General features: G+C 63.7%; 18 protein-coding genes. 10 read left to right on the plus strand and 8 right to left on the minus strand.

The window, feature by feature from the left end:
- The first annotated feature begins 94 nt into the window (after positions 1-94).
- The gene (locus AB4Y36_RS03895) at positions 95-559 is read left to right on the plus strand and encodes a VOC family protein (RefSeq protein WP_368682353.1); all 465 of its coding nucleotides are present in this window, start codon (positions 95-97) and stop codon (positions 557-559) included.
- A gap of 117 nt (positions 560-676) precedes the next feature.
- On the opposite strand, the gene gltA is transcribed toward AB4Y36_RS03895, so the two are convergent.
- From gltA to AB4Y36_RS03930, 7 genes are all read right to left on the minus strand, one after another.
- Positions 677-1,978 carry a citrate synthase gene (gltA, locus tag AB4Y36_RS03900; RefSeq protein ID WP_069261393.1) on the minus strand — a complete coding sequence of 434 codons (1,302 nt, stop codon included), beginning with the start codon at positions 1,976-1,978 and terminating at the stop codon, positions 677-679.
- 80 nt (positions 1,979-2,058) lie between these two features.
- Complete coding sequence (locus AB4Y36_RS03905) at positions 2,059-2,325, minus strand: succinate dehydrogenase assembly factor 2 (RefSeq protein ID WP_028202905.1); 267 nt, start codon at positions 2,323-2,325, stop codon at positions 2,059-2,061.
- A gap of 15 nt (positions 2,326-2,340) precedes the next feature.
- Complete coding sequence (locus AB4Y36_RS03910; RefSeq protein WP_069261394.1) at positions 2,341-3,042, minus strand: succinate dehydrogenase iron-sulfur subunit; 702 nt, start codon at positions 3,040-3,042, stop codon at positions 2,341-2,343.
- Between the two features lie 28 nt (positions 3,043-3,070).
- Positions 3,071-4,846, minus strand: coding sequence for a succinate dehydrogenase flavoprotein subunit (gene sdhA, locus AB4Y36_RS03915; RefSeq protein ID WP_069261395.1), 1,776 nt, complete (start codon positions 4,844-4,846; stop codon positions 3,071-3,073).
- Positions 4,847-4,850: 4 nt separating this feature from the next.
- Positions 4,851-5,219, minus strand: coding sequence for a succinate dehydrogenase, hydrophobic membrane anchor protein (sdhD, locus tag AB4Y36_RS03920; protein ID WP_042273220.1), 369 nt, complete (start codon positions 5,217-5,219; stop codon positions 4,851-4,853).
- Positions 5,220-5,222: 3 nt separating this feature from the next.
- Complete coding sequence (gene sdhC, locus AB4Y36_RS03925; protein ID WP_069261396.1) at positions 5,223-5,639, minus strand: succinate dehydrogenase, cytochrome b556 subunit; 417 nt, start codon at positions 5,637-5,639, stop codon at positions 5,223-5,225.
- A gap of 149 nt (positions 5,640-5,788) precedes the next feature.
- A complete protein-coding gene (locus AB4Y36_RS03930; protein WP_342946963.1) occupies positions 5,789-6,586 on the minus strand; it encodes a GntR family transcriptional regulator in 798 nt (265 codons plus the stop codon).
- A gap of 602 nt (positions 6,587-7,188) precedes the next feature.
- Between AB4Y36_RS03930 and AB4Y36_RS03935 the strand changes: the two genes are divergently transcribed.
- The 5 genes from AB4Y36_RS03935 (at position 7,189) to acnA (ending at position 14,440) form a co-directional block, all read left to right on the plus strand.
- Positions 7,189-8,175, plus strand: a complete 987-nt coding sequence (locus AB4Y36_RS03935) for a malate dehydrogenase (RefSeq protein ID WP_069261397.1) — start codon at positions 7,189-7,191, stop codon at positions 8,173-8,175.
- A 163-nt stretch (positions 8,176-8,338) separates the two neighbouring features.
- Complete coding sequence (locus tag AB4Y36_RS03940) at positions 8,339-9,352, plus strand: CoA ester lyase (RefSeq protein WP_368682354.1); 1,014 nt, start codon at positions 8,339-8,341, stop codon at positions 9,350-9,352.
- A 286-nt stretch (positions 9,353-9,638) separates the two neighbouring features.
- Positions 9,639-10,163 (plus strand): hypothetical protein, encoded by a 525-nt coding sequence (locus AB4Y36_RS03945; RefSeq protein ID WP_069261399.1) that lies wholly within the window; start codon positions 9,639-9,641, stop codon positions 10,161-10,163.
- 19 nt (positions 10,164-10,182) lie between these two features.
- Complete coding sequence (locus AB4Y36_RS03950) at positions 10,183-11,646, plus strand: bifunctional 2-methylcitrate dehydratase/aconitate hydratase (protein ID WP_368682355.1); 1,464 nt, start codon at positions 10,183-10,185, stop codon at positions 11,644-11,646.
- A 76-nt stretch (positions 11,647-11,722) separates the two neighbouring features.
- A complete protein-coding gene (gene acnA / locus AB4Y36_RS03955) occupies positions 11,723-14,440 on the plus strand; it encodes an aconitate hydratase AcnA (protein WP_069261401.1) in 2,718 nt (905 codons plus the stop codon).
- A 100-nt stretch (positions 14,441-14,540) separates the two neighbouring features.
- Here the strand turns inward: acnA and AB4Y36_RS03960 are convergent, their stop codons facing one another.
- Entirely contained in the window at positions 14,541-15,143 is a 603-nt protein-coding gene (locus AB4Y36_RS03960) for a response regulator transcription factor (RefSeq protein WP_069261842.1), read from the minus strand.
- Positions 15,144-15,319: 176 nt separating this feature from the next.
- Here AB4Y36_RS03960 and AB4Y36_RS03965 point away from each other — a divergent pair, with 176 nt between their 5' ends.
- The 4 genes from AB4Y36_RS03965 to AB4Y36_RS03980 are packed head-to-tail and all read left to right on the plus strand — an operon-like array spanning position 15,320 to position 19,093.
- Positions 15,320-16,057, plus strand: coding sequence for a TetR/AcrR family transcriptional regulator (locus AB4Y36_RS03965; protein WP_368682356.1), 738 nt, complete (start codon positions 15,320-15,322; stop codon positions 16,055-16,057).
- Complete coding sequence (locus tag AB4Y36_RS03970; protein ID WP_069261403.1) at positions 16,054-17,004, plus strand: HlyD family secretion protein; 951 nt, start codon at positions 16,054-16,056, stop codon at positions 17,002-17,004. Before AB4Y36_RS03965 ends, AB4Y36_RS03970 begins: the two co-directional genes overlap by 4 nt.
- The gene (locus AB4Y36_RS03975; RefSeq protein WP_368616479.1) at positions 17,001-17,954 is read left to right on the plus strand and encodes an ABC transporter ATP-binding protein; all 954 of its coding nucleotides are present in this window, start codon (positions 17,001-17,003) and stop codon (positions 17,952-17,954) included. Before AB4Y36_RS03970 ends, AB4Y36_RS03975 begins: the two co-directional genes overlap by 4 nt.
- A complete protein-coding gene (locus AB4Y36_RS03980; RefSeq protein ID WP_069261405.1) occupies positions 17,951-19,093 on the plus strand; it encodes an ABC transporter permease in 1,143 nt (380 codons plus the stop codon). The genes AB4Y36_RS03975 and AB4Y36_RS03980 overlap by 4 nt, the downstream gene beginning before the upstream one ends.
- Positions 19,094-19,098 lie beyond the last annotated feature (5 nt).

Raw genomic sequence — 19,098 nt, forward strand, 5'->3', positions numbered from 1 at the left:
TTACGTGGGAGGTAAAGGCCGGGCGTGGGCGCGCTGCGCGCAATCGCACCACGCTGGTGCTAGATTCGTCACACGTACTGCCTGGGAGACAAGCATGAGCAATATCTCGCCGCGTCCGGCCTTCGGGTCTGCCATCTACTATCGCGATCCGTTCGCCGCGCTCGACTGGCTCGAAAAGGCGTTCGGCTTTACGCGCCAGTTCGTCGTCACGTCGCCGGACGGGAAGCTCGGTCACTCGGAAATGCGCTTTGGCGACGGCTACGTGATGATTTGCGGCGGCTGGGCCGGCATGCCCTACACGAGCCCCGCCGAACTGGAAGGCAGGAACACGCAGTCGGTCCACGTGCAGCTGAAAAGCGGCCTCGACGCGCATTGCGAACGCGCCCGCGCCGCCGGGGCAAAGATCATCCGCGAGCCGGCGGACCAGTTCTACGGCGACCGCGTCTATGTGGCGTGCGACCCCGAAGGCCACGTATGGAGCTTCGGCGAGACGGTGCGCGAGGTCACGCGCGAGGAGGCGGAAGCGGCGAGCGGGCTGAAGATCGACGGCTGGATTTGAGCGCGGCCGCGGCCTCAAATAGAAAACGCCCCGACGGGCGATAACCCGTCGGGGCGTTTGCATGAGAGCTCGCACGCGGCGCGCCATCGAGCGCGCGGCGTGGCAAAGCGAAACTGCTTAGCGTTGCGAGATCGGCTTCGCTTCGCGCGGCGTTTCGCCGATGAACAGCTGACGCGGACGGCCGATCTTCTGCTCGGGGTCGGCGATCATTTCGTTCCACTGCGCAATCCAGCCCACCGTACGTGCCATCGCGAAGATGCAGGTGAACATCGAGGTCGGGATGCCCAGTGCGCGCTGCACGATGCCCGAGTAGAAGTCGACGTTCGGGTACAGCTTGCGCGACACGAAGTATTCGTCTTCCAGCGCGATCTTTTCGAGCTGCATGGCGAGCTTGAAGAGCGGATCGTCGTGCAGGCCCAGTTCGTTGAGCACTTCGTAGCACGTTTCGCGCATGAGCTTCGCACGCGGATCGTAGTTCTTGTACACGCGGTGGCCGAAGCCCATCAGCTTCACGCCCGAGTTCTTGTCCTTCACCTGCTTGATGAACTCAGGAATCTTGTCCGGCGAGCCGATTTCTTCCAGCATGTTCAGTGCGGCTTCGTTCGCACCACCGTGCGCCGGGCCCCACAGACAGGCGATACCCGCAGCGATACACGCGAACGGATTCGCACCCGACGAACCGGCCAGACGTACGGTAGACGTCGAAGCGTTCTGCTCGTGGTCGGCGTGCAGGATGAGGATACGGTCGAGGGCGCGCACGAGCACGTCGTTGACCTTGTACTCTTCGCACGGGTTCGAGAACATCATGCGCATGAAGTTCGCGCTGTACGACAGATTGTTCTGCGGATACACGAACGGCTGGCCGATCGAGTACTTGTACGCCATGGCGACGAGCGTCGGCAGCTTCGCGATCATACGGATCGCCGAAACTTCACGATGCTTCGGGTTATTGATGTCGAGCGAGTCGTGATAGAACGCCGACAGCGCGCCGACTGCGGCGACCAGAATCGCCATCGGGTGCGCGTCGCGACGGAAGCCGCGGAAGAAGAACTGCATTTGCTCGTGAACCATCGTGTGCTGCGTGACGGTCCTCACGAACTCTTCCTTCTGCGCCGCGTTCGGCAGTTCGCCGCGGTACAGCAGGTAGCAGGTTTCGAGGAAGTCGGCGTTTTGCGCGAGGTTGTCGATCGGGTAGCCGCGGTAGAGCAGCTCGCCCTTGTCCCCGTCGATGTACGTGATCGCCGAGTTGCACGACGCCGTCGACATGAAGCCCGGGTCATACGTGAACTTGCCGGTCTGACCGTACAGTTTGCGGATGTCGATCACATCCGGGCCCATCGTGCCCTTGTAGATCGGCAGTTCGACGCTCGGCGAATTGTCGCTGAACGATAGCGTGGCTTTTACATCAGACGGGGTCATAGCACATCCTCAATCGAAGATAAACACGGGATTCGATAGTTTTGTACGTCGGGCGCGGCGCCTCCATATTGCCGCCGCGCTCAGACGTTCCGAAGCAGCTCCAGCACCCGCTTCACGTCCGGGTCGGCAAGGTCGCCTTCTGGTTCCTTGCGCGCGAGCAGCAAGTCCATCAGGTCGTTATCGCTCAGCTCGAGCAGGCGCGTGAGAGCGCCCACGTCGGCGTCGCTGAGTTCATGCTCATAGCGCTCGAAAAACCGCTCAAAAATCAGATCGTTTTCGAGCAGGCCGCGCCGCGCGCGCCAGCGAAGGCGCGCGCGACGATGGGGGTCAGACTGGTGCGATTCCATTTCAGAACAACAACATCAAACCGCGCGGCGGAACATCAGTTCCTTGATCTTGCCGATCGCCTTCGTCGGGTTCAGGCCCTTCGGGCAAACGTCGACGCAGTTCATGATCGTATGGCAGCGGAACAGACGGTACGGGTCCTCGAGGTTGTCGAGGCGCTCGCCGGTCGCCTCGTCGCGGCTGTCCGCGATGAAGCGGTAAGCCTGCAGCAGACCTGCCGGGCCGACGAACTTGTCCGGGTTCCACCAGAAGCTCGGGCACGAAGTCGAGCAGCTTGCGCACAGAATACACTCGTACAGGCCATCGAGTTCGTCACGCTGCTCAGGCGACTGCAGACGCTCCTTCTCGGGCGGCGGCGTGTCGTTGATCAGGTACGGCTTGATCGAGTGGTACTGGTTGAAGAACTGCGTGAAGTCGCAGATCAGGTCGCGCACGACGGGCAGGCCCGGCAGCGGACGCAGCACGATCTTCGCCGGCAGGTCGTTCAGGTTCGTGAGGCACGCGAGACCGTTCTTGCCGTTGATGTTCATGGCGTCCGAACCGCACACGCCTTCACGGCACGAACGGCGGAACGACAGCGTCTCGTCCAGTTCCTTGAGCTTGACCAGCGCGTCGAGCAGCATGCGCTCGTGCGTGAGTTCCAGCTCGTACGTTTGCATGCGCGGCGCCGCGTCCTTGTCCGGGTCGTAGCGATAGACTTCAAAAATGCGTTTGGCCATTTCCAATTCCTTTTGACTGGCGTGTGCCTTAGAACGTACGCGCCTTCGGCGGCACGGACTCGACGGTCAGCGGTTGCATGTGGACCGGCTTGTAATCGAGTCGGTCGCCTTCGCTGAACCAGAGCGTATGGCGCAGCCAGTTTTCGTCGTCGCGGTGTTCGAAGTCGCTCTGTGCGTGTGCACCACGGCTTTCCTTACGGGCTTCAGCCGAAACCATCGTTGCGCGTGCAACTTCGATAAGGTTCGCCACTTCGAGCGCTTCCACGCGCGCCGTGTTGAACACCTTCGACTTGTCCTTCAGGTGAATGTGCTTCGCGCGCTCAGCGATCTCCGCGATGTCCTTCACGCCGTCTGCCAGCAGCTTCGACGTGCGGAACACGCCTGCGTGCTTCTGCATCGAGCCGCGGATGTCGTTCGCGACGCTTTGCGCGTACTCGCCCGAGGTCGACTTGTCGAGCTCGGCAAGGCGCGAGAGCGCGAAGTCGGCGGCGTCGGCCGGCAGCGGCTTGTGGTCCTTGAGCTCCTTGACGTGCTTGACGATGTGGTTGCCAGCCGCACGGCCGAACACCACGAGGTCGAGCAGCGAGTTCGTGCCGAGACGGTTTGCGCCGTGCACCGAGACGCACGAGCATTCGCCCACGGCGTAGAAGCCGTTGACGACTTCTTCGTGACCCTTGGGCGTGCCAACGACCTGGCCGTTGATGTTCGTCGGGATGCCGCCCATCTGGTAGTGGATGGTCGGCACGACCGGGATCGGCTCCTTGATACAGTCCACGTTCGCGAACTTGAGCGCGATTTCGCGGATCGACGGCAGACGCTTCATGATCGTCTCGGCGCCGATGTGCGAAAGGTCGAGCAGCACGTGGTCCTTGTGCGGACCCACGCCGCGGCCTTCCTTGATTTCCTGGTCCATCGAACGCGAAACGAAGTCGCGCGGCGCCAGGTCCTTCAGGGTCGGCGCGTAACGCTCCATGAAGCGCTCGCCGTTCGAGTTACGCAGAATGCCGCCTTCGCCGCGCACGCCTTCCGTGATCAACACGCCCGCGCCGGCCACGCCGGTCGGGTGGAACTGCCAGAACTCCATGTCCTGCAGCGCGATGCCCGAACGGGCCGCCATGCCGAGGCCGTCACCGGTATTGATGAACGCGTTGGTCGATGCCGCGAAGATCCGGCCCGCGCCGCCCGTGGCGAACAGCGTGGTCTTGCCTTCGAGGATGTAGACGTCGCCCGTTTCCATTTCGAGCGCGGTCACGCCGAGCACGTCGCCGTCGGCGTCGCGGATCAGGTCGAGCGCCATCCATTCGACGAAGAACGTGGTCTTCGCCGCGACGTTCTGCTGGTACAGCGTGTGCAGCAGCGCGTGGCCGGTACGGTCAGCAGCAGCACAGGCGCGCTGGACCGGCTTCTCGCCGTAGTTGGCCGTGTGGCCGCCGAACGGGCGCTGGTAGATCGTGCCGTCGGCGTTACGGTCGAACGGCATGCCCATGTGTTCGAGCTCGTACACGGCGTTCGGCGCTTCACGGCACATGAACTCGATCGCGTCCTGATCGCCGAGCCAGTCGGAGCCCTTGATCGTGTCGTAGAAGTGGTAGTGCCAGTTGTCTTCGCTCATGTTGCCGAGCGAGGCGCCGATGCCGCCCTGGGCCGCCACCGTGTGCGAACGCGTGGGGAATACCTTCGAGAGCACACAAACCGACAGGCCAGCGCGCGCGAGTTGCAGCGAAGCGCGCATCCCCGAGCCGCCAGCACCGACGATGACCACGTCGAACTTGCGACGCGGCAATGAATTCTTGATTGCAGCCATTCTTTTACACTCTCCAGAGAATCTGAGCGGCGTAGCCGAGGCTGCCCAGCAGCCATGCGATCGTGAGGACGTCCAGCGTGATGCGCAGGCCGACCGGCTTGATGTAGTCCATCCAGATGTCACGCACACCGACCCACGCGTGCAGGAACAGCGCGATCAGGGTGACGAACGTCGCGAGCTTCATCCACTGCGCGGCGAAGATCGAGGCCCAGCCGTCATACGAGAAGTCGTGCGCGCCGAAGAACAGCACGAGCAGCACGATCGTGTAGATCGCCATGATCACGGCGGTGGCGCGTTGCGCGATCCAGTCGCGAATGCCGTAGTGAGCGCCGACGACAAGGCGCTTCGGACCGATACCGTTATTAGCCGACATTTTTTAGAACGCTCCGAAGAGTTTTGCCGCAAAGGCGATCGTGAGGACCGTGGAGATGATCACGACGACGAGGGAGGTCGACTTGCCTTTTTCCTTGCTCACGAGGCCATGGTTGAAGTCCATGCACAGGTGACGCACGCCAGCGCAGAAGTGAAACAGGAACGCCCACCCGAGGACCAGCACGATGAGCTTGACGATGATGTTGGAGAGGAAGCCCTTGAATACCTCGAAGCTAAGCTCCGAAGTGAGGCTCTGGTCCAACAGGAACAAGATGAAAGGCAGGAACAGGAACAACAACGCACCGCTGACGCGGTGGCCGATCGACACACGACCGGCCAGAGGCAGGCGGTATGCGAACAATATCTGCCCAAGCCCGATGTTCCGGTATTCCGGCCTCGGTTTTTTTGCGGCTTCTGCCATGCTAGACCCCTACTATGTGTTAACACTAATTCGCAATTTTAGCGCCTTTTCATATCGCGCTGCAGCGAAATCCACGTCGGGTACGGCTGGTGGTGCGCGCAAGCAAAGGCACTCTGGGGAAGGCTCCGCGCCTCTTGCGCGGTCGCCCGTCAACTCAAATCGTTCTGATAGTAGTACCCGGTTGTGACATACCATCCGCGGCGGACCTCGACCGGCCGGTCTCCATAGGTATAGGACACGCGCTCGACCGACAGCAAAGGAAAACCTGCGGGCACCTTGAGAAGATCGGCCACTGAGGGCTCCGCGGCCACGGCGCGGATCTTCTCGGTCGCACGAATCATGCGCGTGCCGAATTCCGCTTCGAACATGGCGTAGAGCGGGCCTTTGTACTCGGCGAGGCGCTCGCTCGTGAGCCCGCGGAACACCCCGCCGGGCAGCCAGATTTCGTCGAGCACGGTGCTCTCGCCGTCGAACTGCAAGAGACGCCGGATCAGCACCACCGGGTCCGAGGGCTTGAGGTCGAGCTGCCGCGCGATCTCGGCCGAAGCGCGCAGGCGCCGGCACTCGAGCAGCTTGCTCACGTGCGGGTGCTCCGCGCCGTCATCGGCGAGTAATCTAAGAAAGCGAAACTGGGCGCGCTCTTCGTTGTGCGTTGCAACAAACGTGCCCTTGCCCTGGCGGCGCACCAGCAGATTGTCGGCAGCCAGCTCGTCGATCGCCTTGCGCACGGTCCCCTGGCTCACCTTGTAACGGGCGGCCAGTTCGACTTCGCTGGGGATGATTTCGCCGGGCTTCCATTCGCCGGACTCGAGGCTCTGGGTAATGAGCCCCTTGATCTGCTGGTACAGCGGACTGAAGGTCGGGGACGGCGGAACCGCGGGCGCAGACGCTTGAGCCCCGCTCTCGGGAGCGGTGGAATTCGCGTTGCTGGCCGGGTTTGCACTCATGGCGCGCATTTCAACATAAAGCCCCCTACGCATCAAGCATTTTGCCTGCAATAGTTATGTCTTATATAAGACATAAGATACTGTTGACTTTGACCCTGACGACTCCTACACTCCCGATCGAGCAAGGGTTTGCGGGCGGCCTGCATGCTAATTTCAGGACATGAAAACGGCATGACGAAGAGGCGCCGCCGGCTGCATCCACCTCGTGGCGAATGCGCCGCGAGCCGCCTTGCACGATGCTGTTCCCTCACGCAGTAAACGCAGTAAAGGTTTCGATCCGCCCAGCCGGCACGCGTGAGTCGTTGCGCGCCGCGCGTCTGTGGTAGAGCCCGAGCGAGCTGTTGCAGGAGTCGGCACACGCGAAGCGGCCAGCGTCTGGTGTCCCTCGAAGGGCGCCCCGTTCACCTCTTGCCATGTTGCACAGGTTACCGGCACGGCGGTCCGTGCCGGCGGCGCACGCTTCACGGCTTGTCAGTCATGGTCGTTCCAGTGAAGCGCGCACGCCGGCGGTAAAGACCGCCTGTTTCACCTACGCTTCGTGTATCGCGCATATAGAATGGCGTTTTACCCTGGCGTCTAACGCATCTTCCTGGAGATTTTCAATGGCTAAGCCCGCAAAGCGCGTTGCCGTCACCGGCGCCGCAGGTCAGATCGCTTACTCCCTGCTGTTCCGCATTGCGAATGGCGACCTGCTCGGCAAGGATCAGCCCGTCATCCTGCAACTGCTCGACCTGCCGCAAGCGCAAGCCGCCGTCAAGGGCGTCGTGATGGAACTGGACGACTGCGCATTCCCGCTGCTCGCGGGCGTGGTCATCACCGACGACCCGAAGGTCGCGTTCAAGGACGCCGACGTCGCCCTGCTGGTTGGCGCACGTCCGCGCTCGAAGGGCATGGAGCGTAAGGACCTGCTCTCGGCCAACGCCGAAATCTTCACGGTTCAGGGCAAGGCGCTGAACGACGTCGCCAGCCGCGACGTGAAGGTGCTGGTCGTCGGCAACCCGGCCAACACGAACGCCTACATCGCCATGAAGTCGGCTCCGGACCTGCCGAAGAAGAACTTCACCGCCATGCTGCGTCTGGACCACAACCGCGCGCTCTCGCAACTGGCCGCCAAGTCGGGCAAGCCGGTCGCTTCGATCGAGAAGCTCGCCGTGTGGGGCAACCACTCGCCGACGATGTACCCCGACTTCCGTGTCGCAACGGCGGAAGGCCAGTCGCTGACCAAGCTGATCAACGACGACGAATGGAACCGCAACACGTTCATCCCGACGGTCGGCAAGCGCGGCGCGGCGATCATCGAAGCGCGCGGCCTCTCGTCGGCAGCTTCGGCCGCCAACGCTGCAATCGACCACGTGCGTGACTGGGTCCTCGGCACGAACGGCAAGTGGGTCACGATGGGTATCCCGTCGGACGGCTCGTACGGCATCCCCGAAGACATCATCTACGGCGTACCGGTGACCTGCGAAAACGGCGAATACAAGCGCGTGGAAGGCCTCGAAATCGACGCGTTCTCGCGCGAGAAGATGGACGGCACGCTGGCTGAGCTGCTCGAAGAGCGCGAAGGCGTCGCTCACCTGCTCGGCAAGTAAGCCAGCTGGACGAACGGAACGCGCGTTTGACGCCCGTTCCGTTCTGCTTTATGGCACGCGGGGCAGCCTCCGCGGCCCGCCTCTACCGGATCCGCATGCGCCTTGCCGGCAGGGCGCATGCGGATCCGGTATCTCCTACAAAACTCGACTCCCGACGCCGAAGATGCGCGCCATTCTGCCAGCCGAAGTGCTGTTTGACGGCGAAGCGCCGCCCGCCATCCTGCCCGCATGCGACCACTACGCGGGCAGTGAGAAGCTGATGCTCAAATCGCTCGCGCTGCAGCAACAGTTGGGCCCGGTATTCGACATCACGCTCGATTGCGAAGACGGCGCGCAGGTCGGCCGTGAAGCCGAACACGCCGAACTCGTGGCGTCGTTCATCGGCGGCGAACACGACCGCTTCGGCCGCATCGGCGTGCGCATCCACGATTTCCATCACCCGCACTGGCGCGACGACGTGCGCATGATCCTGCGCGCCGCGAAGCGCGCGCCGGCCTTCATCACCCTGCCGAAGATCCGCGCCGTGGGCGACGCCGCCGAAATGACGGCGTTCATCGAGGCCACGCGCGTCGAGATGGGGATCGACAAGCCCATTCCCGTTCAATTGCTCGTCGAAACGCATGGCGCACTCGCGCGCGTGTTCGACCTCGCCGCGCTGCGCGGCGTCGAGTCGCTGAGCTTCGGGCTGATGGACTTCGTCTCCGCGCACGACGGCGCGATTCCCGACACGGCGATGCGCTCGCCCGGCCAGTTCGACCACCCGCTCGTGCGCCGCGCGAAGCTCGAAATCGCAGCCGCGTGCCACGCGTTCGGCCGCGTGCCCTCGCACAACGTCAGTACGGAAGTGCGCGACATGGACGTGGTGGCGAACGACGCGCACCGCGCACGCAACGAGTTCGGCTACACGCGCATGTGGAGCATTCACCCGGCGCAGATTCCCGCAATCGTGGCCGCTTTCGCGCCGCGCGACGAAGAAATCGCGCTGGCCGCCGAAATCCTGCTGGCCGCGCAGCACGCACAATGGGGTCCGACACGCCACGGCGACACGCTGCACGACCGTGCGAGCTATCGCTATTACTGGTCCGTGCTGCGCCGCGCGCGCGCCACGGGCCGCGCCGTGCCGACCGAAGCGGCGCCGCTGTTCGCGAGCGGGGAGCCGACGCGGGAGTCGGCATGAATGCGCGCCGGGAAGGCGCAGAAAACGTTTTCAACCTACTGCGCCAAGGCAAACAGGCGCATCGCGCGCCACCTGGCGCAGCGACGGCAGTCACGGACAGTTACAGGCAGTTACTTGCGAACCACGGCGCAAACAACACCGGGCCGGAGAAATTGAAGTTCATGGCGATAAATAGGTGAAAATAGCGTCCGCTGCGCGCTTTCGGGGCGCGCGCAGTGCAAACGGCGGTTGCCTGTTCAACCGCGCACTGATCAACCGCTTTTAGATAGATAAAGGTTTGACACTCATGAAGAAACTGCTGATCGCCGCTGTCATCGGCACGCTGTCCTCGACGCTGATGCTGGCTGCCACCGACGCCGCCGCACAAGGCACGTCGACCACGACCGCCAAGAAGCCGGCTCCGAAGCATCGCATCATCAAGCGCAAGGCCAACCCGGCCAAGGAAGCGAAGATGGATCCGGTCCCGGAAGGCTCGGAGCACTGGAGCTGCGCTGAAGGCGCACAATTCGACCTGAAGGGCGACATGGCGCGTGACCAGATCGTCACCGTTCACTGGGCGAACAAGAACTACAACCTGCCGCGTCAGGTCACGACCACGGGCGCCGACCGCTTCCACGACGCCGCTACCGGCCTCGATCTCGTCGTGATCCCGACGAAGGCCATGCTGTTCTCGGACAAGGACAGCTCGCGTCTGGCCGACGAGTGCAAGACTGTTGCAATGCAGCAAGGCGCAATGGCGCCGACCCAGGCTCAAGCGCTGAACCCGGCTAACCGCGCTCCGGCAGCCGCCAGCGGCGCCGCGGGCCAGTAAGGACCGCAGGATCGCCTCGATGTCCGCCCTGATCTCCAACGTCAGGCCGCAGCCGGACCAGGTACTGGTCGATATCGTCGACTACGTGCTGGGCGGGTTTGCCAAAGACGGGGTTGACAGCGCGCTCGCGCTGACGACGGCCCGGCATTGCCTGATCGATACCCTCGGCTGCGGACTCGAGGCGCTCTCCTACCCCGCCTGCACCAAGTTGCTGGGACCGATCGTGCCGGGCACGATCGTCCCGCACGGTGCGAAAGTGCCGGGCACGCCATTCCAGCTCGATCCGGTTCAGGCCGCGTTCAACATCGGCGCGATGATCCGCTGGCTCGACTTCAACGACACCTGGCTCGCCGCCGAATGGGGCCATCCGTCGGACAACCTGGGCGGCATCCTCGCGACCGCCGACTGGCTCTCGCGCACCGCCGTCGCCCAGGGCAAGCCGCCGCTCACCATGCAGCATGTGCTCGAAGGCATGGTGAAGGCGCACGAGATCCAGGGCTGCATTGCGCTGGAAAACTCGTTCAACCAGGTCGGGCTCGACCATGTGCTACTGGTGAAGCTCGCCTCCACCGCCGTGGTCGGACAAATGCTCGGGCTCACGCGCGACGAGCTGATCAACGCCGTTTCGCTCGCGATGGTCGACGGCCAGTCGCTGCGCACCTACCGCCACGCGCCCAATACGGGCTCGCGCAAGTCGTGGGCCGCAGGCGACGCCACCTCGCGCGCCGTGCGCCTAGCGCTCATGGCGAAAACGGGCGAGATGGGCTATCCCTCGGCGCTCACGGCAAAAACGTGGGGCTTCTACGACGTCTCGTTCAAGGGACAGCCGTTCAGGTTTCAACGCCCCTACGGCACGTATGTCATGGAAAACGTGCTGTTCAAGATTTCGTTCCCCGCCGAATTCCACGCGCAGACCGCTGCCGAAGCCGCGATGACGCTGCACGGCATGCTGGCGCAACGCGGCAAGACGGCTGGGGACATCAAACGCATCACCATCCGCACGCATGAAGCGGCCATCCGCATCATCGACAAGAGCGGCCCGCTTGCCAACCCGGCCGATCGCGACCACTGTATCCAGTACATGGTCGCCGTGCCGCTGATCTTCGGCCGCCTCACCGCCTCCGACTACGAAGACGACGTCGCGAGCGACCCGCGCATCGACGCACTGCGCGCGAAGACGGTATGCGTGGAAGACCCGCAATTTACGAAGGATTATCACGATCCGGACAAGCGCTCGATCGCGAATGCGCTCACCATAGAGCTCATCGACGGCACGACGCTCGACGAGGTCGTAGTCGAGTACCCGATCGGCCACAAGCGGCGCCGCGAAGAAGGCATTCCGCTGCTGATCGAGAAGTTTCGAATCAACCTCGCGCGCCGCTTCCCCGCGAAGCAGCAGCAGGCGATTCTCGATGTCTCGCTCGACGAGGCGCGGCTTTGCGCCCTGCCCGTCAACGAGTACGTCGACATGTATGTGATCTGAGCAATCAGGCAGGTATCAGTGATAGCAGCAAACGAGCAGTAAGCGTTATTTCCGCGATTAAACGAAGGAAAACACTATGGCCCACAATCTCCACAAAACGCTAAAAGAATTCGACAGCGGTTCCGGCAAAGGCAAGTTCTACTCGCTGCCGCAACTCGGCAAGCAGCTTGGCGTGAAGATCAATCGTCTGCCGGTCTCGATTCGTCTGGTGCTCGAGTCTGTGCTGCGTAACTACGACGGCAAGAAGATCGCGGAAGAGCACATCGAGCAACTCGCGAACTGGAAGCCGAACGCCACGCGCGTCGACGAGATCCCGTTCGTGGTCGCCCGCGTCGTGTTGCAGGACTTCACCGGCGTGCCGCTGCTCGCCGACATCGCCGCCATGCGCGGCGTGGCCAAGCAGGTCGGAAAGGACCCGAAGGTCATCGAGCCGCTCGTGCCGGTGGATCTCGTCGTCGACCACTCGGTCCAGATCGACTACTTCCGCCAGAAAGACGCGCTCGACCTGAACATGAAACTGGAATTCCAGCGCAACAACGAGCGTTACCAGTTCATGAAGTGGGGCATGCAGGCGTTCGACACGTTCAAGGTCGTGCCGCCGGGCATCGGCATCGTCCACCAGGTGAACCTGGAATACCTCGCGCGCGGCGTGCACAAGAAGGCCGAGGGCGGCGATACCGTCTACTACCCGGACACGCTCGTCGGCACCGACAGCCACACCACGATGATCAACGGCATCGGCGTGGTGGGCTGGGGCGTGGGCGGCATCGAAGCGGAAGCCGGCATGCTCGGCCAGCCGGTGTACTTCCTCACGCCTGACGTGGTGGGCGTCGAGCTCAAGGGCAAGCTGCGTGAAGGCTGCACGGCCACCGACCTCGTGCTGACCATCACCGAAATGCTGCGCAAGGAGAAGGTCGTCGGCAAGTTCGTCGAGTTCTTCGGCGAAGGCACGGCGTCGATCGGCGTGCCCGACCGCGCGACGATCGGCAACATGGCGCCGGAATACGGCGCGACGATGGGCTTCTTCCCCGTCGACGAAAAGACGATCGACTACTTCAAGGGCACGGGCCGCACGCAAGCCGAAATCGAGGCGTTCGCGAACTACTTCAAGGCGCAGGACCTCTTCGGTGTGCCGAAGGCCGGCGACATCGACTACACGAAGACGCTCGTCCTCGACCTCGGCACGGTCGCACCGTCGCTGGCCGGTCCGAAGCGCCCGCAAGACCGCATCGAAATCGGCAACGTGAAGTCGACCTTCACGGACCTGTTCTCGAAGCCGGTCGCGGAAAACGGCTTCAACAAGAAGGCCGCCGACCTCTCCGCCGAATACGCGGCGGGCGACAAGGTCAAGCTGCACAACGGCGACGTGCTGATCGCCGCGATCACGTCGTGTACGAACACGTCGAACCCGAGCGTGCTGCTGGCCGCCGGTCTGCTCGCGAAGAAGGCCGTGGAAGCGGGCCTGACGGTCGCGCCGCACATCAAGACGTCGCTCGCGCCGGGATCGCGCATCGTCACCGAATACCTGACGAAAACGGGCCTGCTGCCGTACCTCTCGAAGCTCGGCTTCGAACTCGCGGCATACGGCTGCACGACCTGTATCGGCAACGCCGGCGACCTGACGCCCGAACTGAACGAATCGATCGTCAAGAACGATGTCGTCGCGGCTGCGGTGCTCTCGGGCAACCGCAACTTCGAAGCGCGTATCCACCCGAACATCCGCGCGAACTTCCTGGCCTCGCCGCCGCTGGTGGTCGCATACGCGATCGCGGGCAACATCACGCGCGACCTGATGACGGAACCGGTGGGCAAGGGCAACGGCGGCCGTGACATCTACCTCGGCGACATCTGGCCGACGAGCGACGAAGTCAACGCGCTACTCAAGTTCGCGCTCGATCCGGACGCGTTCCAGAAGAACTACAGCCAGCTCACGAAGAAGGGCGACCTGTGGAGCAAGATCGAAGGCGAAGAAGGTCAGGTCTACGACTGGCCGAAGTCGACCTACATCGCCGAGCCGCCATTCTTCGGCAGCGATTTTTCGATGACGCCGTCCTCGGGCGTGCCCGAAATCAAGGGCGCGCGCGCACTGGGCATCTTCGGTGATTCGGTCACGACCGACCACATCAGCCCGGCTGGCTCGATCAAGGAAGACTCGCCCGCAGGCAAGTGGCTGAAGGAAAACGGCGTGCAGAAGGCCGACTTCAACAGCTACGGCTCGCGCCGCGGCAACCACGACGTGATGATGCGCGGCACCTTCGCGAACGTGCGTATCAAGAACCTGATGATCCCGGCGAAGGCCGACGGCACGCGCGTGGAAGGCGGCCTGACGATCCATCAGCCGAGCGGCGAACAGCTCTCGATCTATGACGCAGCGATGAAGTACATCGACGCCGGCACGCCGACCATGGTGTTCGCAGGCGAAGAGTACGGTACCGGTTCGTCGCGTGACTGGGCAGCCAAAGGCACGCAGCTGCTGGGCGTGAAGGCCGTGGTCGCACGCAGCTTCGAGCGTATCCACCGCTCGAACCTCGTTGGCATGGGCGTTCTGCCGCTGCAGTTCAAGGGTTCGGACAGCGTTCAGTCGCTCGGCCTGACCGGCGAAGAAACGTTCGACATCGAAGGCCTGACGGACGACTTCAAGCCGCAACAGGACCTGACGCTCGTGATCCACCACAAGGACGGCAAGGACCAGCGCGTGCAGGTGCTGCTGCGCATCGACACGCCGATCGAAGTCGACTACTACAAGCACGGCGGTATTCTGCCGTTCGTGCTGCGCTCGCTGCTCGCGGCGTAAGTACGCAGTTTTTTGCAGGTGCCGCGCCCGGCAACGGGTGCGGTCACACTTGGAGCCCGACGCAAGTCGGGCTTTTTTTTCGACTGGGCTCCGGGTCGAGCTATTCGATCAGCTTGTTCAACGTCGCAAACTCGATCAGCGCCGCAAGCGACGACACGCCGAGCTTGTCCAGTACGCGGGTCTTGTAGGTGCTGACGGTTTTATCGGAAAGCCCAAGCCGTGCCGCGATACCCTTGTTGCTCAAACCGCGCGCTAGATACTGCAGGACTTCGACTTCGCGAGGCGACAGCCCGTTGAGCGCGACGTCGCGTCCGCCGCCGCAGCTACCCGCCGGGAAGCAGTCGTAGCCGAGCAAGACCGCCTTGACCACACCGCACAGTTCCTCCACACCGCGATTCTTGTTGACATAGCCGTTCGCGCCCGCGACGCGCGTGTGATTGGCCATGACCAGCTCGGGCTTCGCAGAGAGCACGAGAATGCGTGCGCCGGGCTGCGTCGTGCGAACGCCGCGGATCACGGAAAGGCCGTCGAGCTTTGGCAACTCGAGGTCGAGAATGACCAGATCGGGATGCAGTTGCTGGACGAGGCGCAGGCCCGCTTCGCCGTCGCTGCACTCGCCGACCAGTTCGTACTCCGTATTGAGCACGTTGGCGAGCATCTTCAGCACGATCGGATGGTCGTCGATGACGACGACGCGTTTCATTTTTTGTTCCATGGTGGCGTATTCGTTTGACCCTTCAGCGTGAATCTCACAGCCTGAACGATCTGGCGGCAATTGTGTATAGGAAAGTTCTGAAAGAACCCGCAAGAAACTGTCGCAGGGTTAACCCATTGCTCTCATAGTTTGAATTTAACTAACGCGTGAATTAAAGTAGAACGATGATCACGCGCACCCGCACCGCTGCTGCTGCGGCCCGCCCGCGAGGCCGGCGCCCCGCCGCCGCCGACCTCGACATGCGCGAGCGGCTGCTCGCCAGCGCCACGCAACTGTTCGGCGAGCAGGGCATCGCGGCCACCACCATGGCGCAGATCGCCGAGGCCGCCGGCGTGACGTCCGCGATGGTTCACTACTACTTCACGAATCGCGAAAAGCTGCTCGACGCCGTGGTCGAGGAGCGCATCGCGCGCTCCATTGCCTTCGTGTGGGAGAGTGTGGATAGCGCTGACAGTGATCTCTCGCAAGATCCTCACGCGCTCGTGGAGGAACTGGTCGCGCGGCTCTTCGACGTCACCGCGCGCATGCCCTGGCTGCCGCCGCTCTGGCTGCGCGAAATCGTCAACGAAGGCGGCCTGCTGCGCGAGCGCATGCTCAAGCGTCTGCCCACCGAGCAGTTGCAACGTTTTGCCGCGCGCGTCAACGAGGCGCAGCGCGATGGCAGCGTCAACGCCGAACTCGAAGCTCCGCTGCTGTTCATCTCGATTCTCGCGCTCGTCATGCTGCCGCTCGCCACTTCGAAGCTCTGGCAAAGTGTGCGCGGCTTTCCGAAGATCGAGCGCGAGGCACTGCATCGGCATGTGAGCGCGCTGTTGAGCGCGGCCTTGCGGCCCGCGCCGCAGGCCACGCGTGCGCGCCGCGCGACGGGCTCGACGGGGAGCCGCAAGGGGGACGCGTCATGAAGCGCCTCATTGCCGTCATATGCACTGCGTTGCTCGTGTTAGCCGCGTGTTCCAGGCATGGACCGGCTGGCTGGCAGGGCTATGCCGAAGGCGAGTACGTCTATCTCGCTTCTTCGCAGCCGGGCACGCTCACACACCTCGAAGTGCAACGCGGGCAGACTGTCGCCGCCAATGCGCCCGCCTTCGCGCTCGACTCCGTCGAGGAAGCGGCTGCGCGCGACGAGGCGCAGCATCGGCTGACGGCCGCACAGCAGCAGCTCGCCGACCTCCAGACGGGCAAGCGTCCGCCCGAAGTGCGCGTGACCGAGGCACAGCTCGCGCAGGCCGAGGCGAACGCGCGCAAGGCCGCGCTCCAGCTCACGCGCGACGAAACACAGCTTCGCGCGGGCGGTATTGCGCAGGCACAGCTCGACGATTCGCGCGCGCAGGCTGCCTCCACGGCCGCCCAGGTGCGCGAGTTGCAAAACCAGGTGCGCGTGGCGAATCTGCCGGGACGTAGCGCGCAAATCGCCGCCCAGGCCGCCGACGTCGAGGCCGCGCGCGCCTCGCTCGCACAGGCGCAGTGGCGGCTCGACCAGAAGCGCGTGAGTGTGCCGAGCGGCGGCCTCGTCTACGACACGCTATTTCGTGTAGGCGAGTGGGTGCAGGCGGGCAACCCCGTCGTGCAGATGTTGCCGCCTCAGAACGTGAAGGTGCGCTTCTTCGTGCCGGAAACGATCGTCGGATCGCTCGCGCCAGGTCGCAAGGTGAACGTGCGCTGCGACGGCTGCGCCGCCCTGGTGCCCGCCACCATCACGTGGATTTCGAACGCCGCCGAATATACGCCGCCCGTCATCTACAGCAACGAGAACCGCGCGAAGCTCGTTTTCATGATCGAGGCGCGGCCTTCCGCAGAAGACGCCGTGAAGCTGCATCCGGGCCAGCCGGTCGAGGTGACGCTTCAATGAGCACACCAGTTCGATCCGCCGGCGACTACGCCATCGACGTGCGCAATCTCAACAAGCGTTTCGGCAGCAAGCATGTCGTCAACGACGTGTCGCTGCGTGTGGCGCGCGGCGAGATCTTCGGCTTTCTCGGCCCGAACGGCAGCGGCAAAACCACGTCGATCCGGCTCATGTGCGGGCTGCTCACGCCCGACTCGGGTTCGGGCACTTGCCTTGGCTACGACATCCTGCGCGAGAGCGCGCAAATCAAACGTCACGTCGGCTACATGACGCAGCGATTCTCGTACTGGGAAGACCTGACGATCCGCGAGAACCTCGACTTCGTCGCGCGCATCTACGAGATGCCGAACCGGCGCGAAGCCGTCGACCGCGCGCTCGAATCGCTCGGGCTCGCCAGCCGCGCGAGCCAGCTCACGGGTGCGCTTTCGGGCGGCTGGAAGCAGCGGCTCGCGCTCGCGGCCTGCATGCTGCACGAGCCCGAATTGCTGCTGCTCGACGAACCGACAGCGGGCGTCGATCCCACCGCACGCCGCGACTTCTGGGAGGAGTTGCACCGGCTCGCCGCGCGGGGCATTTCGGTACTCGTGAGCACGCATTACATGGACGAAGCCGAGCGCTGCCACAAGCTCGCCTATATCGCCTACGGCAAGCTGCTCACGCAGGGCACCGCGGCCGAGGTGATCGCTGAACAGAACCTCGAAACGTGGGCGATTCATGGCGAGCGGCTCAGCGCACTCGCCGCGCAGCTGCGCGACGCGCCGGGCATCGACCAGACGGTGGTGTTCGGCTCCGCGCTGCATGCGAGCGGACGCGATCACGCAGCGCTCGCCAAGGCGGTCGAGCGTGCCGTAGAAGGCCAGCCGCTGCGCGCGGAACGCATCGACACTGGTCTCGAAGATGTCTTCATCTACCTGATGAGCCATGCTCAGGACAATTACGGGGTCACGTCGTGAGCGCCTCGTTCCCGTTTTCCGTGGCGCGCTGGTGGAGCATCGTGCTCAAGGAGTTCCTGCAGCTCAAGCGCGACCGCATCACGTTCGCGATGATCGTGGGCCTGCCGATCATCCAGCTCACGCTGTTCGGCTATGCGATCAACACCGACCCCAAGCATCTGCCCACGGCCATCGTCGTGCGCGAAGACAGCGTGTTCGCGCGCAGCTTCGTCGCGGGCATGCGTAACTCCGCCTATTTCGACGTGATCGAAACGCTGCCTGACGAAGCCTCGGCGCGTCATGCGCTCGCGCGCGGCACGGTGCAGTTCGTGCTCAGCATTCCTGTCGATTTCTCGCGGCGCCTGCTGCGTGGCGAACGACCCTCGCTGCTCGTCGAAGCCGACGCGAGCGATCCCACCGCCATCACCACCGCGCTGGCGGCGCTGCCCGGGCTTGTCGCGCCGGTGGCCGCGAAGGACCTCACCGGCCCGCTCGCGCATCTGAACGGCACCCCCGCCGCGTTCGACGTGCAGGTGCACCGGCTCTACAACCCCGAGGGCATCACGCAATACAACGTCGTGCCCGGGCTGATGGGCGTGATCCTCACGATGACAATGGTGATGATGACGGGCCTCGCCATCACGCGAGAGCGCGAGCGCGGCACGATGGAGAACCTGCTCGCGACGCCTGTGCTGCCCATCGAGGTGATGACGGGCAAGATCATTCCGTACGTGGCGATCGGGCTGATCCAGGCGACCATCATTGTGCTCGCCGCGCGCTACGTCTTTCACGTGCCGTTCGCGGGCGGTCTCGTCACGCTCTATCTTTCGGCGCTGCTGTTCATTGCCGCGAATCTCACGGTGGGCATCACGCTGTCGTCGCTCGCGCAAAACCAGTTGCAGGCCATGCAGCTGACGATGTTCTATTTCCTGCCGAGCCTGCTGCTCTCCGGCTTCATGTTCCCGTTCGGCGGCATGCCGCGCTGGGCGCAATGGCTCGGCAATCTGCTGCCGCTCACGTATTTCAACCGGCTCGTGCGCGGCATCCTGCTCAAGGGCAACGGCTGGACCGACTTGTGGCCGGCGGTCTGGCCGCTCGCCGTCTTTACGGTCGCGGTCATGGCGATCGCCGTGCGCTTTTACCGGCGCACGCTCGACTAGCGCGA

This window comes from Paraburkholderia sp. BR10936 (genome assembly GCF_040965735.1).
In the GTDB taxonomy this organism is placed as follows: domain Bacteria; phylum Pseudomonadota; class Gammaproteobacteria; order Burkholderiales; family Burkholderiaceae; genus Paraburkholderia; species Paraburkholderia nodosa_A.

What these genes read in the sequence shown, in the direction of transcription:
- sdhD (WP_042273220.1), bottom strand. Translation starts at nt 5,219, where the DNA reads ATGTCGGCTAATAACGGTATCGGTCCGAAGCGCCTTGTCGTCGGCGCT.
- AB4Y36_RS03910 (WP_069261394.1), bottom strand. Translation starts at nt 3,042, where the DNA reads ATGGCCAAACGCATTTTTGAAGTCTATCGCTACGACCCGGACAAGGAC.
- AB4Y36_RS03970 (WP_069261403.1), top strand. Translation starts at nt 16,054, where the DNA reads ATGAAGCGCCTCATTGCCGTCATATGCACTGCGTTGCTCGTGTTAGCC.
- AB4Y36_RS03965 (WP_368682356.1), top strand. Translation starts at nt 15,320, where the DNA reads ATGATCACGCGCACCCGCACCGCTGCTGCTGCGGCCCGCCCGCGAGGC.
- AB4Y36_RS03940 (WP_368682354.1), top strand. Translation starts at nt 8,339, where the DNA reads ATGCGCGCCATTCTGCCAGCCGAAGTGCTGTTTGACGGCGAAGCGCCG.
- acnA (WP_069261401.1), top strand. Translation starts at nt 11,723, where the DNA reads ATGGCCCACAATCTCCACAAAACGCTAAAAGAATTCGACAGCGGTTCC.
- AB4Y36_RS03960 (WP_069261842.1), bottom strand. Translation starts at nt 15,143, where the DNA reads ATGAAACGCGTCGTCGTCATCGACGACCATCCGATCGTGCTGAAGATG.
- AB4Y36_RS03950 (WP_368682355.1), top strand. Translation starts at nt 10,183, where the DNA reads ATGTCCGCCCTGATCTCCAACGTCAGGCCGCAGCCGGACCAGGTACTG.
- AB4Y36_RS03935 (WP_069261397.1), top strand. Translation starts at nt 7,189, where the DNA reads ATGGCTAAGCCCGCAAAGCGCGTTGCCGTCACCGGCGCCGCAGGTCAG.
- gltA (WP_069261393.1), bottom strand. Translation starts at nt 1,978, where the DNA reads ATGACCCCGTCTGATGTAAAAGCCACGCTATCGTTCAGCGACAATTCG.
- AB4Y36_RS03975 (WP_368616479.1), top strand. Translation starts at nt 17,001, where the DNA reads ATGAGCACACCAGTTCGATCCGCCGGCGACTACGCCATCGACGTGCGC.
- AB4Y36_RS03905 (WP_028202905.1), bottom strand. Translation starts at nt 2,325, where the DNA reads ATGGAATCGCACCAGTCTGACCCCCATCGTCGCGCGCGCCTTCGCTGG.
- AB4Y36_RS03930 (WP_342946963.1), bottom strand. Translation starts at nt 6,586, where the DNA reads ATGAGTGCAAACCCGGCCAGCAACGCGAATTCCACCGCTCCCGAGAGC.
- sdhA (WP_069261395.1), bottom strand. Translation starts at nt 4,846, where the DNA reads ATGGCTGCAATCAAGAATTCATTGCCGCGTCGCAAGTTCGACGTGGTC.
- AB4Y36_RS03895 (WP_368682353.1), top strand. Translation starts at nt 95, where the DNA reads ATGAGCAATATCTCGCCGCGTCCGGCCTTCGGGTCTGCCATCTACTAT.
- AB4Y36_RS03945 (WP_069261399.1), top strand. Translation starts at nt 9,639, where the DNA reads ATGAAGAAACTGCTGATCGCCGCTGTCATCGGCACGCTGTCCTCGACG.
- sdhC (WP_069261396.1), bottom strand. Translation starts at nt 5,639, where the DNA reads ATGGCAGAAGCCGCAAAAAAACCGAGGCCGGAATACCGGAACATCGGG.